The organism is Janthinobacterium sp. AD80, from assembly GCF_002878455.1.
Taxonomy (GTDB): Bacteria; Pseudomonadota; Gammaproteobacteria; order Burkholderiales; family Burkholderiaceae_D; genus Janthinobacterium.
Genome location: NZ_NRDQ01000191.1, coordinates 20458 through 33704, shown reverse-complemented (window position 1 = coordinate 33704; position 13247 = coordinate 20458). Strand labels below are relative to the sequence as shown.

Annotated in this window: 15 protein-coding genes; 9 read left to right on the top strand and 6 right to left on the bottom strand. The window is 65.8% G+C overall.

Annotated features, from left to right (window positions below; genetic code table 11):
* The 3 genes from JaAD80_RS26165 to JaAD80_RS26155 all read right to left on the bottom strand — a co-directional run.
* Positions 1-1843, bottom strand: a 1843-nt coding sequence (locus JaAD80_RS26165; protein ID WP_102298922.1) for a xanthine dehydrogenase family protein molybdopterin-binding subunit, incomplete at its 3' end; no start/stop codon positions are given.
* Complete coding sequence (locus tag JaAD80_RS26160; protein WP_102298921.1) at positions 1836-2303, bottom strand: (2Fe-2S)-binding protein; 468 nt, start codon at positions 2301-2303, stop codon at positions 1836-1838. The genes JaAD80_RS26160 and JaAD80_RS26165, both read right to left, overlap by 8 nt.
* Before the next feature lie 18 nt (positions 2304-2321).
* Entirely contained in the window at positions 2322-3644 is a 1323-nt protein-coding gene (locus JaAD80_RS26155; protein WP_102298919.1) for a cytochrome c, read from the bottom strand.
* Between the two features lie 216 nt (positions 3645-3860).
* Between JaAD80_RS26155 and JaAD80_RS26150 the strand changes: the two genes are divergently transcribed.
* The 9 genes from JaAD80_RS26150 (at position 3861) to JaAD80_RS26110 (ending at position 10686) form a co-directional block, all read left to right on the top strand.
* The gene (locus JaAD80_RS26150) at positions 3861-5513 is read left to right on the top strand and encodes a Na+/H+ antiporter (protein WP_102298917.1); all 1653 of its coding nucleotides are present in this window, start codon (positions 3861-3863) and stop codon (positions 5511-5513) included.
* 237 nt (positions 5514-5750) lie between these two features.
* Complete coding sequence (locus JaAD80_RS26145) at positions 5751-6284, top strand: YfiR family protein (protein WP_102298915.1); 534 nt, start codon at positions 5751-5753, stop codon at positions 6282-6284.
* Positions 6281-7552 (top strand): diguanylate cyclase domain-containing protein, encoded by a 1272-nt coding sequence (locus JaAD80_RS26140; protein ID WP_102298913.1) that lies wholly within the window; start codon positions 6281-6283, stop codon positions 7550-7552. Before JaAD80_RS26145 ends, JaAD80_RS26140 begins: the two co-directional genes overlap by 4 nt.
* A gap of 17 nt (positions 7553-7569) precedes the next feature.
* The gene (locus JaAD80_RS26135; protein WP_102298912.1) at positions 7570-8073 is read left to right on the top strand and encodes an OmpA family protein; all 504 of its coding nucleotides are present in this window, start codon (positions 7570-7572) and stop codon (positions 8071-8073) included.
* Positions 8070-8576, top strand: a complete 507-nt coding sequence (locus JaAD80_RS26130) for a gluconokinase (RefSeq protein WP_258003188.1) — start codon at positions 8070-8072, stop codon at positions 8574-8576. Before JaAD80_RS26135 ends, JaAD80_RS26130 begins: the two co-directional genes overlap by 4 nt.
* A gap of 75 nt (positions 8577-8651) precedes the next feature.
* Positions 8652-8969 carry a DUF3144 domain-containing protein gene (locus JaAD80_RS26125; RefSeq protein WP_102298911.1) on the top strand — a complete coding sequence of 106 codons (318 nt, stop codon included), beginning with the start codon at positions 8652-8654 and terminating at the stop codon, positions 8967-8969.
* Entirely contained in the window at positions 8969-9871 is a 903-nt protein-coding gene (locus tag JaAD80_RS26120; protein WP_102298909.1) for a fatty acid desaturase, read from the top strand. Before JaAD80_RS26125 ends, JaAD80_RS26120 begins: the two co-directional genes overlap by 1 nt.
* Positions 9872-9946: 75 nt before the next feature.
* On the top strand, positions 9947-10345 hold the full coding sequence (locus JaAD80_RS26115) for a helix-turn-helix domain-containing protein (protein ID WP_102298908.1): 399 nt from the start codon (positions 9947-9949) through the stop codon (positions 10343-10345).
* The gene (locus tag JaAD80_RS26110; RefSeq protein WP_102298906.1) at positions 10327-10686 is read left to right on the top strand and encodes a hypothetical protein; all 360 of its coding nucleotides are present in this window, start codon (positions 10327-10329) and stop codon (positions 10684-10686) included. Before JaAD80_RS26115 ends, JaAD80_RS26110 begins: the two co-directional genes overlap by 19 nt.
* Positions 10687-10690: 4 nt before the next feature.
* On the opposite strand, the gene JaAD80_RS26105 is transcribed toward JaAD80_RS26110, so the two are convergent.
* The 3 genes from JaAD80_RS26105 to JaAD80_RS26095 all read right to left on the bottom strand — a co-directional run bounded on the left by JaAD80_RS26105 (position 10691) and on the right by JaAD80_RS26095 (position 13223).
* Positions 10691-11230, bottom strand: a complete 540-nt coding sequence (locus JaAD80_RS26105) for a gamma carbonic anhydrase family protein (RefSeq protein WP_102298904.1) — start codon at positions 11228-11230, stop codon at positions 10691-10693.
* 40 nt (positions 11231-11270) lie between these two features.
* Complete coding sequence (locus JaAD80_RS26100; protein ID WP_102298903.1) at positions 11271-12002, bottom strand: CPBP family intramembrane glutamic endopeptidase; 732 nt, start codon at positions 12000-12002, stop codon at positions 11271-11273.
* A gap of 84 nt (positions 12003-12086) precedes the next feature.
* Positions 12087-13223 (bottom strand): benzoate/H(+) symporter BenE family transporter, encoded by a 1137-nt coding sequence (locus JaAD80_RS26095; RefSeq protein ID WP_258003190.1) that lies wholly within the window; start codon positions 13221-13223, stop codon positions 12087-12089.
* Positions 13224-13247: the final 24 nt, after the last annotated feature.

Genomic DNA, 13247 nt, shown 5'->3' with positions numbered 1-13247 from the left:
CCGTGCCCCAGCCCGCCTTTTCCGCCGCGCGCCGCAACACATGGGCCAGGCGCGCGGCGCCGCCGACGGCGTTCGGCGCGCTGCCGGCATTGCGGCCCGTCGCTTGCAGCAGCGACAGGCGGAAAGCCAGCGGATCGACCTTGGCCGCCTGCGCCGCTTCGTCCATGAAACTTTCCACCGCCCAATTCGTCCATCCCGGCCCCACGGAACGCAGCCAGCCTGGACGGAAACTGCTGTTGGCCAGGTCGTTCGACACGGCCCGCACGCGCTGTGCGCCCACCGTGTACCAGTGGTCGGCGCCGGCGATGGCGAACGGATCATACGGATGGCCCTGCTTATCCTTGGCCAGCAAGGCGGGGATCATCGCCTGCGTGGGCCAGCCCGCGCTGGCCTCGTGCACCATGGCCGACACTTTGCCGTCGGCATCGAACGCCATGCGCACATGCTGTAGCGAAGGCGAACGGGGCGAATCGAAGCGCGCATCGTCGGCCCGCGTGCAAATCATCTTGACGGGACGCCCGATGGCTTGCGCCGCCAGCGCGGCCGGCACGCAGTAATCGCCATTCAGGCGCCGGCCGAAGCCGCCACCGAGCAAATAGGTGTGCAGCATGATTTTGTCTTCCGGCACCTTCAGGGCGGTGGCCAGCACGGGCAGGATCAGGGATTGCCACTGGTTGCCAGCATGAATATGCCAGACGCCGTCAATTTCCTGCGCCAGGGCATTCACCGGTTCCAGCTGGAAATGCAGCACGGTGCTGGTCGTGTAGTGGCGCTCCAGCTTCAGGCTGGCATCCTTGAAGGCTTGCTCCACGCCATCATCGTCGACCACGCGGGCGCCCAGGGTCGCGTCGGCCAGCTGCTTCGTGCCATAGTTGACGATGTCCTGCTCGGACACGTGGGCCGCCGCGCCGGCGCGCCACTTCACCTGCACCAGGTCGGCCGCGCGCACGGCGGCAGCGTAGCTTGCCGCGTACACCATGACCCAGCCGGGCACGCTGCCGCTGGGGTCCTGCAAGGCTACCGAGTGCAGATAGCCGTTGACCTTCTTGGCAGCCGAGTCGTCGATGGACACGACTTTGGAACCGTAGCGCGTGGGCGGCAGCTTCGGGCGCGCATACAGCATGCCGTCGACATGCGCATCGATGCCGTACACGGCCGTGCCATCCGTCTTGGCGGGGATGTCCAGCGCCTGCACAGGCTGGCCGATCAGGGTGCGCTGCTGCGGCGTCTTCAGCACGATGGCTTTGAGTTGTTCGGGCGTGTACTGGCGCGTCAGCTTGCCACGACGCACGATGTCGCCATAGGAAATCGAACGCCCCCGCCCATGCACGGCGCCCAGTTTCGCATGGCAGGCGGACGCGGGCACGCGCAGCAGCCGGGCGCCCTCCTCGACCAGCGCCAGGCGGCCGGCCGCGCCGGCACGGCTGAGCGGATCGAAATTCTGCCAGACGGACCAGCTGCCGCCCGTTACCATCACGCCCCATTTCGGATCCGTGTCCACGTAATGCAGGCGTACTTTGCTCCAGTCCGCTTCCAGCTCATCGGCAACGATGCGCGCCAGGGCCGTGCCGATATGCTGGCCCATTTCCGCCTTGGCGATATTTACGGTGACGATGCCGTCGCGGCCGATCTCGAACCAGATGCTGGGATCGAACACGGGCACGGCCGGCGTGGCGGCCAGCGTGGGCAGCGCCTTGCCGGGGGCCGGGGCAGTGTTGGCATAGGAGCTGTCGGCGCGCAAAAAGGCCAGGGTAAATCCCGTGCCGGCGGCGGCGATCAGGAAGCCGCGCCGGCCCAGCGAAGGGGGACGCGCGCCGGCGTTGTCTTTGGGCAGCTTAAGCATGTGGCGCCTCCGGCATCCCGGCCGCCAGCTTGATGGCATTGCGGATGCGCACATACGCCATGCAGCGGCACAGGTTGCCGCTCATGACGGCATCGATATTCGCATCCGTAGGCTGCGGATAATCTTTCAATAACGTCGCCGCCTGCATGATCTGGCCCGACTGGCAATAGCCGCACTGGGGCGCCTGCGTGGCGATCCACGCCTGCTGCAGCGGGTGCGTGCCGTCCGGCGACAAGCCCTCGATGGTGGTGATGGCGGAACCGGCCACGGCGGCGATGGGCGTGATGCACGAACGGATGGCGCGGCCATCCACATGCACGGTGCAGGCGCCGCACATGCCGATGCCGCAGCCAAATTTGGTGCCCTTCAGATTGACTTCATCGCGCAGCACCCATAGCAAGGGAGTGTCGGCATCGACCTCGGTGCTGAAGGGCTGGCCATTGACGGTAATGTTATACATGCGTGAGACTTTCAATAATTACTTGGCGGCACTGCCGCTGGCGGTAGCGGTTGCACGCGCGCGCGCCACGGCCGCTTCCAGGTTCGTCCAGGCCGGCTGGTGGCTGCGGCTGCGGCGCAGGTAGGCGGCCAGCTGGGCCACGTCGTTATCCGTCAGCGCGGCGGCAAAGCCGGGCATCAGCACGCCAGGCATGGCCTCGTCCTTGCCGATGCCGTGCAGGATCACCTGAATCAGGTTGGCGGGATCGGGCGCGCTGACGGCGCTGTTCAGGCTCAGTTCCGGGCGCAGGGCAACGGGCTGGCCATTGCTGTTCGAATGGCAGGATGCGCAGGCGGCCACATACAGGCTGGCGCCACGGTCGTTGTCGACCAGGCTGACCCGCCGTGAACGCTGGATGCCGGCTTTCACCACCGTATCCGTATCGACCTGGCGCTGCTCCGCCGCGGCCACGCCGGCAAAATACACGGACAGCGCGCGGATATCGGCATCGGGCGAAGCGTCCATACCTTCGTGCACGACGGCCGACATGGGGCCGGCCGCCACGCCATGCAGGGCCGTGGCCCCCGTGCGCAAAAAGGCATACAGCTCGGCCTGCGTCCACGGCAGGGGCGCCGTGTTGGCGCTGGTCAGGGCCGGTGCATACCAGTGGTCGATGGAGGCGCCCAGATAAGCGGAATTGGCAACTTCGGCGCCCAGCGCATTGCGCGGCGTGTGGCAGGCGGCGCAATGGGCCAGGCCCTCGGCCAGGTAGCGGCCCCGGTTCCAGTCCAGCCCTTGCGCCGCGTCCAGCTGGAAACTGGCTGGCTTGAAATACAACAACTTCCAGCCCGCCTGCAAAGGCCGCAGGTTCAGGGGAAACGGCACGCTATTGGCGGGCGCCACCGCGTACACGGGCGGGCGGGTCATGAAATACGCGTACAGGGCCGTCAGGTCGGCATCCGACACCAGGTTGAAGTGGGTGTACGGAAACACGGGATACAGGTGGGCGCCATCGCGGCCCACGCCTTCGCGCATGGCCCGCTGAAAAGCCGCCAGCGACCAGCGGCCGATGCCCGTTTGCGGGTCGGGCGTGATATTCGTCGCGTAGATCGTGCCAAACGGCGTGGCCAGGCCGTGGCCGCCTGCGTACTCGGCACCGCCCTTGGCCGTGTGGCAGGCGGCGCAATTGCCCATGCCAGCCAGGATGCGGCCCTTGTCCACCACTTGCGGTGAAAACGCCGTGGCGGCCGGGGGATTGATGGGCGCCAGCGCGGGACGCCAGTAATACAGATACGCGGCCAGCGCCGCCACGATGAGCAGTGCCAGCAAAAGCAGCAGGCCGGTGAAAATCTTTTTGAGCAAAACAGGAACCAGTCAGGATAAAAGCCGGGAGGCTAAGCAAGAATACGGAGCGAGGCAGGCCTGCCACCGGCGAACAGCGGCGGCAACAGGGCCACAATGACAATCTTACCGCGATTGTGACTTGTTGTATGTACGCAATGACACGCAGGCAAGCCCGAGAGCGGGCTGCGCCTTATAATCACCTTTTCAGCACGGCCCCTGCCCTCCCGCCCCACCATGCATACCGTTTCCATTATTCTCATCCTGGTCCTGACCGTCGTCCTGTGCGGCTTTGTCGCCCGTTCGCGCTGGGTCAAGCTGCCCTTGCCCCTGATCCAGATCGCCGGCGGCACGGGGCTGGCCATGTTCGGTGTGCAAGTACCGCTCGATCCCGACATCTTTTTCCTGCTCTTCATCCCGCCGCTGCTGTTTCTCGATGGCTGGCGCATCCCCAAGGGCGCCTTCTTTTCCGATGCCCGTTCGATCCTGATGCTGGCCATCGGCCTGGTGCTGTTTACCGTGCTGGGCATGGGCTTCTTCATCGACTGGCTGATCCCCAGCGTGCCGCTGGCCGTCGCCTTCGCGCTGGGCGCCATCCTGTCGCCGACGGACCCCGTGGCTGTCTCGGCCATTGCCGCCGGCAACCCCATCCCGCCACGCCTGATGCATATATTGGAAGGCGAATCGCTGCTGAACGACGCGTCCGGTCTCGTCTGCTTCACGTTTGCCGTGGGCGCCATGATGACGGGCGGCTTCTCGATCGGCGCCGCCTCGCTGAGCTTTGTGCAGGAAGCGGGCGGCGGCATCATCATCGGCCTGGCCATTTCCTGGGGCGTGGGCCTGGCGAACAAATGGCTGGTGAGCAAGGTCGGCGAAGAGCCGGGCCTGCAAATCCTCATCAGCATCCTGATCCCGTTTGCCGCCTACCTGGGCGCCGAGCAAATCCACGGCTCCGGCATCCTGGCCGCCGCCACGGCGGGCGTGTCCATGCATTACGCCGACCTGATCGGCCGCCCCCTGGCCGCCACGCGCACCCAGCGCAAGGCCGTGTGGGATACGGTGCAACTGGTGCTCAATGGCGTGATCTTCGTCATGCTGGGCGCGCAGCTGCCCACCACCGTTGCCGGCTTGCCAGCCGCATCGGCCGAAGTGGGCGCCGGCAGCGCCTGGAAGCTGCCCCTGTTCGTGCTGGCCATCACGGTGGGCCTGACTTTCATGCGCTTTGTCTGGGTCTTCATTTCCATGAAGCTGACCTTGTTCAAGCACCACAAAAAGGTGGCGGGCGAGTCGAAGGAAGCGGCCATGCTGGCGCGTCCCAGCCTGCGCCTGCTGATGGTGGCCTCGTTTGCGGGCGTGCGCGGCGCGCTGACCCTGGCCGGCATCCTGACCCTGCCCTTGTTCTTGCCTGACGGTACGCGCTTCCCCGCGCGCGACCTGGTCATCTTCCTGGCCATGGGCGTGATTTTGCTGTCGCTGCTGCTGGCCAGCGTCACCCTGCCCCTGCTGACCAAGGGCCTGGTCTTCGCGCCGCCCGCGCGGCGCTCGACGGAAGAGCGCAACGCGCGGGCTGCCGCGGCCGAGGCAGCCATCGCGCGGCTGGAAAAAGTCTGCGCCGGCATTGACAAGGATAGCAAGCAGCAAGTCATTACCGAGGCCGCCAACCGTCTGATCGAAGCCTACCGGCGCCGCCTCGCGTATGGCGAAAGCAGCAATGACGAGGCCACGCGCATGCAGGAGCTGGCCAAGGCCGAACGGGCACTGCGCCTGGAAGCGCTGAACGCGGAGCGCGATGAACTGTTCCGCCGGCGCATCTCGGGCGAGCTCGATGACACAATTCACTTGCGCCTGTTGCGTGAAATCGACTTGCTGGAAGCGACATTGGAAGAATAGAGACAATAGAAACAATCCAAAGCGGTTTTGAGCAATGTTGACCAGCAATTCTCATGGTAAAGAATGCAAGTTTTAACATTGCTGTTTATAATGCAAGTTTATATCGCAATATGATTTACTTTCAGCACGCAGTTCCGTACAGTCTGTGTTGACGAGTAGCAATTTCTGACCTGCATAAAGACGCTCAAAACCGTGCTTTCCTTCCCTTGCCACTGGCAGCGCACCGCGCCGCCAGCCTTGCTTTCGGCCGTACTGCTGGCCTCGCTGCTCGCCTGTGGCCTGCTGGCGCCGGCGGCGTGGGCGCAAGGCGGCGCGGCGCCTGACACCAGGCGGCCGGCCGAAGTGGCGCAAGTCTTGTTCGGCATCATCAGCTATGTACGCTGGCCCGTGGCGCGTCCGGAAGTGCGCGTCTGCATGGTCGGCGCCACGCGCCATGGCGCGGCCATCGTCGACACGCCCGCCTCGAACGCGGGACAGCGCATCCGCGTGAAAGTCCAGCCGGCCGCCGGCGCCGCCGGGGAATGCGACGTCGTCTACATGGGCACGCTGCCCGAGAGCGAACGCGAGGTGCTGCTGACGCAAATCATCGGCAAACCCATCCTGTCGGTCAGCGAACCGGGCACCAGTTGTTCCGTCGGCATCATGTTCTGCCTGCGCCTGCTCGACGCGCAGATCGGCTTTGACGTCAACCTCGACGCCATCGCCCGCAGCGGCCTGCGCGTGCATCCGAACGCCTTGCAAATTGCACGTCGCAAGGGACCTCAGCCATGAATGCCCGGATCAGTGCCAAACTGGCCCGCAAGCCCCGTCCCACGCTCGACAGCGTGCTGCGGCGCGCCCACCTGAGCGTGTCGCTGATCGCCGTGCTGGCCGCCGGCCTGACCCTGACGGCCGTGGCCCTGCTGGCCTTGCGCGTGTATTCGGACCAGAACCTGCGCCTGGTGGCCCGCTCGATGAGCTACACGGTGGAAGCGGCTGTCGTCTTCGGCGACCCGATGGCCGCCAAGGAAGCGCTGGCCCTGATCGGCGTCAACGAAGACATCGACCAGGCACAGGTGAGCGATAAAAACGGCAATATGCTGGCGCGCTGGGAGCGCGGCGAACACGGCACGCGCTACTACATCGAGCGTACCTTGACGGGCTGGATGCTGCCGGACTCGCTGACGTTCCCCATCACCCACGATGAACAGGTGATCGGCAGCATCAAGCTGATCCCGCACAGCCGCAGCCTGCTGCCCTTCCTGCTCAGCGGCCTGTCCTGCCTGCTGGCCTGTTTGGCGCTGAGCCTGATCGTCGCCGTGCGCCTGTCGCGCCGCATGGAAACGGAAATCACGGCGCCGCTGCGCCACCTGGCCGAAACGGCGCACCGCGTGCGGCGCGACCGCTCGTTCGAGTTGCGCGTGCCGCCAGCCAATATTGCTGAATTGAATCAGATCAATGACGACTTCAACGCCCTGCTCGACGAACTGGAAGCATGGCAAAGCCATCTGCAGAAGGAAAACGCTTCGCTGTCGCACCGCGCCAACCACGACAGCCTGACGGGCCTGTCCAACCGCGCCTTCATGGAAGCGGAACTGGAGCGCGCCATCACGGAAGCGCGCATCGGCAACGGCAAGGTGGCCGTGCTCTTCCTCGACAGCGACCGTTTTAAATATATCAACGATACCTTTGGCCATGCCTCGGGCGACCGCGTGCTGGTGACGATCGCCGCGCGCATCAAGCAGCAATTGCGCGAAGGCGACCTGGTGGCGCGCCTGGGCGGCGACGAGTTCGCCATTTTGCTGCGGCCGCTGCGCAGCAGCGCCGACGCCATGCATATCGCCGACAACATCATCAGCGCCATGTCGCAAGCCATTGAGCTGCCAACTGGCAACAGCATCGTCACCTCGCTGACCATCGGCGTGGCCGTCTTCCCCGACCACGCCATCGACGCCGTCTCGCTCGTGGGCGCGGCGGACGAAGCCATGTACCGCGCCAAGCAGGCGCAGCGCGGCACGCGCCAGGTGGCGCACCAGCCGCAGACACACATTCACCCATGACCGCAAGGAGCATCACCATGCAATGCATTTACAAGCAGTTACGCCTCGGCCTCCTCGGCCTGTTCCTCGTCGGCCTGCTGGCCGCCTGCCAGAGCGCCCCTGAAAAGAAACCGCTGTTCAACGCCGATCAGGTCGCCACCTTGCAGGAACAAGGCTTCAAGCAGACCGACGAAGGCTGGGAGCTGAGCTTCACGGACAAGCTGCTGTTTGAGTTCGACGCCGCCAAGCTGACGCCGCCCAGCCGCAGCGCCATCCAGAAGATCAGCGCCGCCCTGCTGAAAGTGGGCATCACCCACATGCGCGTGGAAGGCCATACGGATAACGAGGGTACGGAAGCGTACAACAATAACCTGTCGCTGGCGCGCGCCAACGTGGTGGCCGATGCCATGAGCGCGACGGGCATTCCACGTAACAACATCGTCATCAAAGGCCTGGGCATGAGCAAGCCCGTGGCCTCGAATGCCACCAAGGCGGGCAAGGCGGAGAACCGCCGCGTCACCATCATCGTTTCGGCGCCATGAGCGCAGACGCGCCCGCCGTGCGCTGGGTCGTGATGGGCGTGTCCGGCTGCGGCAAGAGCGCCATCGGCGGCCTGCTGGCCGGCGCGCTGGGCGTGCCCTACGTGGAAGGCGACGACGTGCATCCGCCGGAAAACGTGGCCAAGATGGCGGCCGGCATCCCGCTTGAGGATGCGGACCGGGCCAGCTGGCTGGCGGCCTTGCGCGAACGCATCGCCACGGCCCGCGCGCAGGGCAGCGGCCTGGTGGTGTCCTGCTCGGCCCTGAAGCGCACCTACCGCGACTTGCTGCGCGAGGGCGACCCCGCCCTGCGCTTCGCCCACCTGGACGGCCCCCGTGCCGTGCTCGAGCAGCGCATGCAGCGCCCCGGCCATTTCATGCCGCCCAGCCTGCTCGACAGCCAGCTGCGCACCCTGCAGCCATTGCAAGCAGACGAAGCCGGCATCGTGCTGGACATCCGCCAGCCGCTGCCCGCCCTGCTGGAACAGATCCTGCAAGCGCGCTGACTCGCCGCACGGGCCGCGCGCTGGACAGCCAGCGGCCCGCTGTGTAGACTGGCACGCACTTTTATGAGGGATCACATGAACACACCAACAACAAAACCCGCGCCGGGTCCGGAGTTCTGGGAACGTGCCGACCAAATCATCGCCCTGGCCAACGAGCAGTGCGAGCAAAGCCGCGGCAACGAAGTGGCCACCTCGCTGCTGTACGCGGCGGCGCGCTTCAACGCCTTCCTCGTCGCCAGCAAAACCAACGATGTGGCCAAGATGCAGCAGGAAAAAGAGGACGCCGTGGCCTTCTTCACGGAACAGTACAAGCGCATGCTGACGGATAACTTCAACGACTACATCGCCAATTTCGACAAATACACGCAACCATCGTCGGCCCCGCAGGCCTGATGTCCGCCCGCGTCAGCGCGCCGCATGCCGCCAGCGTGCTGGCAGGCACGGTGCGCTACGCGCCGCTGCCATCGCTGTGGCTGGCAGCCATGCTGGCCGGCACCGTGCTTGGCGCCACCCTCGCTTTCAGCTGGGGCGGGCTGGCACTCTTCATCATCAGCACCGCCGTCGTCTTGCTGTTCGGCCATTCGCTGGGCAGCCACCGCAAGCTGATACACGATAGCTTCCACTGCCCCCGCTGGCTTGAATATGTGCTCGTCTACCTGGGCGTGCTGGTGGGACTCAGCGGCCCGCTGGGCCTGCTGCGCCAGCATGAACTGCGCGACTACGCCCAGCGCCAGCCCGATTGCCACCGTTTCCTGCGCCACGGCGGCGGCTTCTGGCGCGATGCATGGTGGCAACTACACTGCCGTCTCGATCTGAACCAGCCGCCGCACATCGCCATCGAGCCGCGCATCGCGCACGACCGCTTTTACCGCTTTCTGGAAGCCACCTGGATGCTGCAGCAACTGCCGTGGGCGCTGCTGTTCTACGCCTGGGGCGGCTGGGGCCTGGTTTGCTGGGGTGTCTGCGCGCGGGTCAGCGCCGGCGTGCTGGGGCACTGGCTGATCGGCTACTTTGCCCACAACCATGGCCAGCGGCACTATCACGTCGACGGCGCCGCCGTGCAGGGCCACAACATCCGCCTGACCTCGCTGCTGACCATGGGCGAATGCTGGCACAACAACCACCATGCCTATCCGGGCTCGGCCAGGCTGGGCTTGCGCCCCGGCGAATGGGACCCGGGCTGGTGGGCACTGCTGCTGTTGCGGCGCCTGGGCCTGGTGTCCAGGCTGCGCCTGCCGGCGGACCTGGCGCCGCGCCCTGAACTGCGCGCACGCCTGCCTGCAGATAGTTATTGACCAATCGTTCACCAATGCCTATAGTGGTGGCAGAGACGGGACATTCCGCCCCGCCGCACACCTTGCATCGCCACCATGGCCAGACCCCGCAACTTTGACGAAGCCACCGTGACCAGCCAGGCGGCCGCCGTCTTTGGCCGCCTGGGCTACAACGCCGCGTCGATCGATGACCTGGTCAAGGCCACCGGTTTGCTGCGCGGCAGCCTGTACAAGGCTTTCGGCTCCAAGCAGCACCTGTTCGAGCGCGTGCTGGCGCAAGCGCTGCAGCCGGGCTGGCCGGCGCGGCAAGAAGCCGTCGATTTGCTGATCATTGCATTGAAGGAACTGGCGCCCGCCGACGCCGCCATCACGGCCCTGTGCCGTGCGGCCGTGCTGGAAACGGGCGCCGCCACGGCCCGACTGCTGGGCGAACGCCTGCTGCACCCTCTGGATCCACCACCGAAGGAGACACCACCATGCCTGTCCTCGAATTGACTGACGAAGCACTGACCATCCGCCTGACCCTGTGGGAAAAGCTGGCGTCCTTCCAGGGCAATGTGCGCATTCCGCTGCGGCACGTGCGCGGCGCTACCGACGATGACGGTTTTCGCGGCACGGCCCTGGGCTTGCGCGCGCCGGGCACCGGCGTGCCTGGCGTCATTTCGGCCGGCACCTACCACAAGGGCGGCGACCGGCAGTTCGTCTTCATGACGCGCGGCAGGCAGCCGCTGGTGATCGAATTGCAGGACGAAAAGTGGGCGCGCGTGATACTCGGCGTGCCGGACGCGCGTGCCATGGCCACGCGCATCAATGCGCTGGCCATGGTTCCAGCCTGAGCTATCAGCCCGGCTCGCCCGCCAGGTAATTGTTTTTCACGCGCACGTAGTGTTCGGCAGAATAGCGCAGGTAGGCAATCTCGGCCTCCGTTAGCGCGCGTACCTTGGCGGCCGGGCGGCCCACGTACAGGTGGCCGCTTTCCAGCACCTTGCCCGGCGACACCAGGCTGCCCGCGCCCAGCATCACGTGCTTTTCCACCACCACGTCATCCATGACGATGCTGCCCATGCCGATCAGGCACTCGTCGCCGATGGTGCAGCCGTGCAATATCACGGAGTGGCCGATGGTCACGTATTTGCCGATGGTCAGGGGCGAACCGTCGGGCTTGGCCGCATTTTTGTGCGACACGTGGCCCATGGAAAAGTCCTGGATATTGCTGCCCTCGCCGATGACGATGCGGTTGACGTCGCCGCGCAGCACGCTGTTGCACCAGATGGAACAGTCGTCGCCGATCTGCACATCGCCAATCACTTGCGCCGTGTCATGCAGATAGACTCTATCGCCCAAGACGGGACGGGTATTCAGGTAGGAACTGACAGGCATCGTATTTTCACTTTCACTTCATTAAATTAATCCACGGGCATCATACCCGGCCGGCGGCCAGCGCAAAAATCGCCAGTCCATGCGCCAGGGACGCGCCCAGCAAGCCGGCACGGCAATATACCAGCCCCGCCACCACGCCTTCGATCACGGTAAACACGAGGATGGGCGCGCCCACCTGCGTGACAGTGGTGGCAAGGAAGGCGTGGCACAGGCCAAACAGCAGGCCCGACACCAGCGCCGCGCGCCAGGCCGGCAGCCAGGCGCGCAATTGCTGCTGCAGCAAGCCGCGAAACAGCAACTCCTCATAACAGTTCGCCGCCAGCGCAAAGCCCAGCAGCATCGGCAGCAAGGATGGCGCGACAGGCGCCAGGGAGGGCAAGCCGGCCAGCGCCTTCAAGCCGCTAGCCAGCGCGATGATCACGCAAGCGCCCGCCACGCCCAGCAGCACGGACAATGCCGGCCGCAAGCCCAGCCAGCGGATCTGGCGGCGCGCCTCGCTTTCCAGCCAGCAGGTGCCGACAAGCAGTCCCAGCGACATGATCCCCAGCGCCAGCAAGACCAGCGGCGGCGCCGTGAAGCGCAAGCCGCCCGCCGCCACCTGCCAGTAGCCATGCGCCGTCATGGCGTCGCGCGCCAGCACGAAAAACAAAATATGCACGAGCACGCGCAGCAACGGCACCGCACGGGGAACGGCCAGCAGCAAGGCGGCGCAAACCAGAAAGGCGGGCGTGATGGCCAGCAGGTACTGCGCCAGGGAAGTGAAGTCGGCCATCGCTCACATCGGGAAAAGACGGTGCCAACGGGCACGGGCGCGTTAATTGTATGCGGCGGCGGGCGACATGGGCAACCTGTCCTGCTATGCCGCCTTGCGCCAGCCATGCATCAGCCCATGTGCCGCCAAGCCTGCCGCCAGTCCCCACAGGGCACCGCCCACGCCCAGCAGGGTCACGTTCGCGGCCGTCGCCAGGAAAGTAATCAAGGCCGTTTCGCGGGTGCGCACGTCCGCCATTGCCTGCGCCAGGCTGTTGCCGATGGCGCCCAGCAAGGCCAGGCCGGCCAGGGTCGTGATGAAGGTGCGCGGCAAGACCATGAACAGGCTGGCCAGGGTCACGCCGAAGACGCCCACGAGGATGTACAGCACGCCGCACGCCAGGCCGGCGACATAGCGCTTCGACGGGTCCGCATGCGCATCCTTGCCCGTGCAGATGGCGGCCGTGATGGCGGCCACGTTGAAAGCGTGCGCGCCGAACGGCGCCATGAGCAGCGAACCGAGCCCCGTCACCGTCACAATGGGATTGGCGCTGACGTTGTATCCGTCGTTGCGCAGCACCAGCATGCCGGGCATGTATTGCCCCGTCAGGGTGATCAGGAAGAGGGGCAGCGCCACGCCCAGCAGGGCCGCCACGGAAAAGCGCGGCATCTCGAACACGGGCGCGGCCAGGGCCAGTTCGATGCCTTGCGTATCGATGCGCCCCTGCGCCAGCAGCAGGGCCAGGCCGATCAGCATGATGCCCACCACGGCATAGCGCGCCGTAAAGCGGCGCAGCACGGCATACGACAGCAGCAAGACCACCACCAGCAGCGGATCGGCGCTGGCGCCGCCGAACGCGTTCACACCGAACTGCAGCAGGATGCCGGCCAGCAGGCCGGCCGCGATGCCACCGGGGATCAGCCGCACAAGGCGCTCGAAGGCGCCGGACATGCCCAGCACAATGAAGGCGATGGCCGACATGACATAGGCGCCGATCACCTCGGCGTACGGCGTGTGCGGCATGACGGTGGCCAGGAAGGCCACGCCGGGCGTGGACCAGGCCGTGATGACGGGCGCGCGGTAGCGGTAGCTGAGCCAGATGCCCGTCACACCCACGCCGATGCTCAGCGACCAGACCCAGGACGCCGTCTGCGCGGCGCTCAGCTGGGCCAGCTGGGCTGCCTGGAACACCAGCACGAAGGTGCCGCCATAGTTGACGAGGACGGAAATGAAGGCGGCCATGGTGGGGGACGCCAGGTCGCGCCA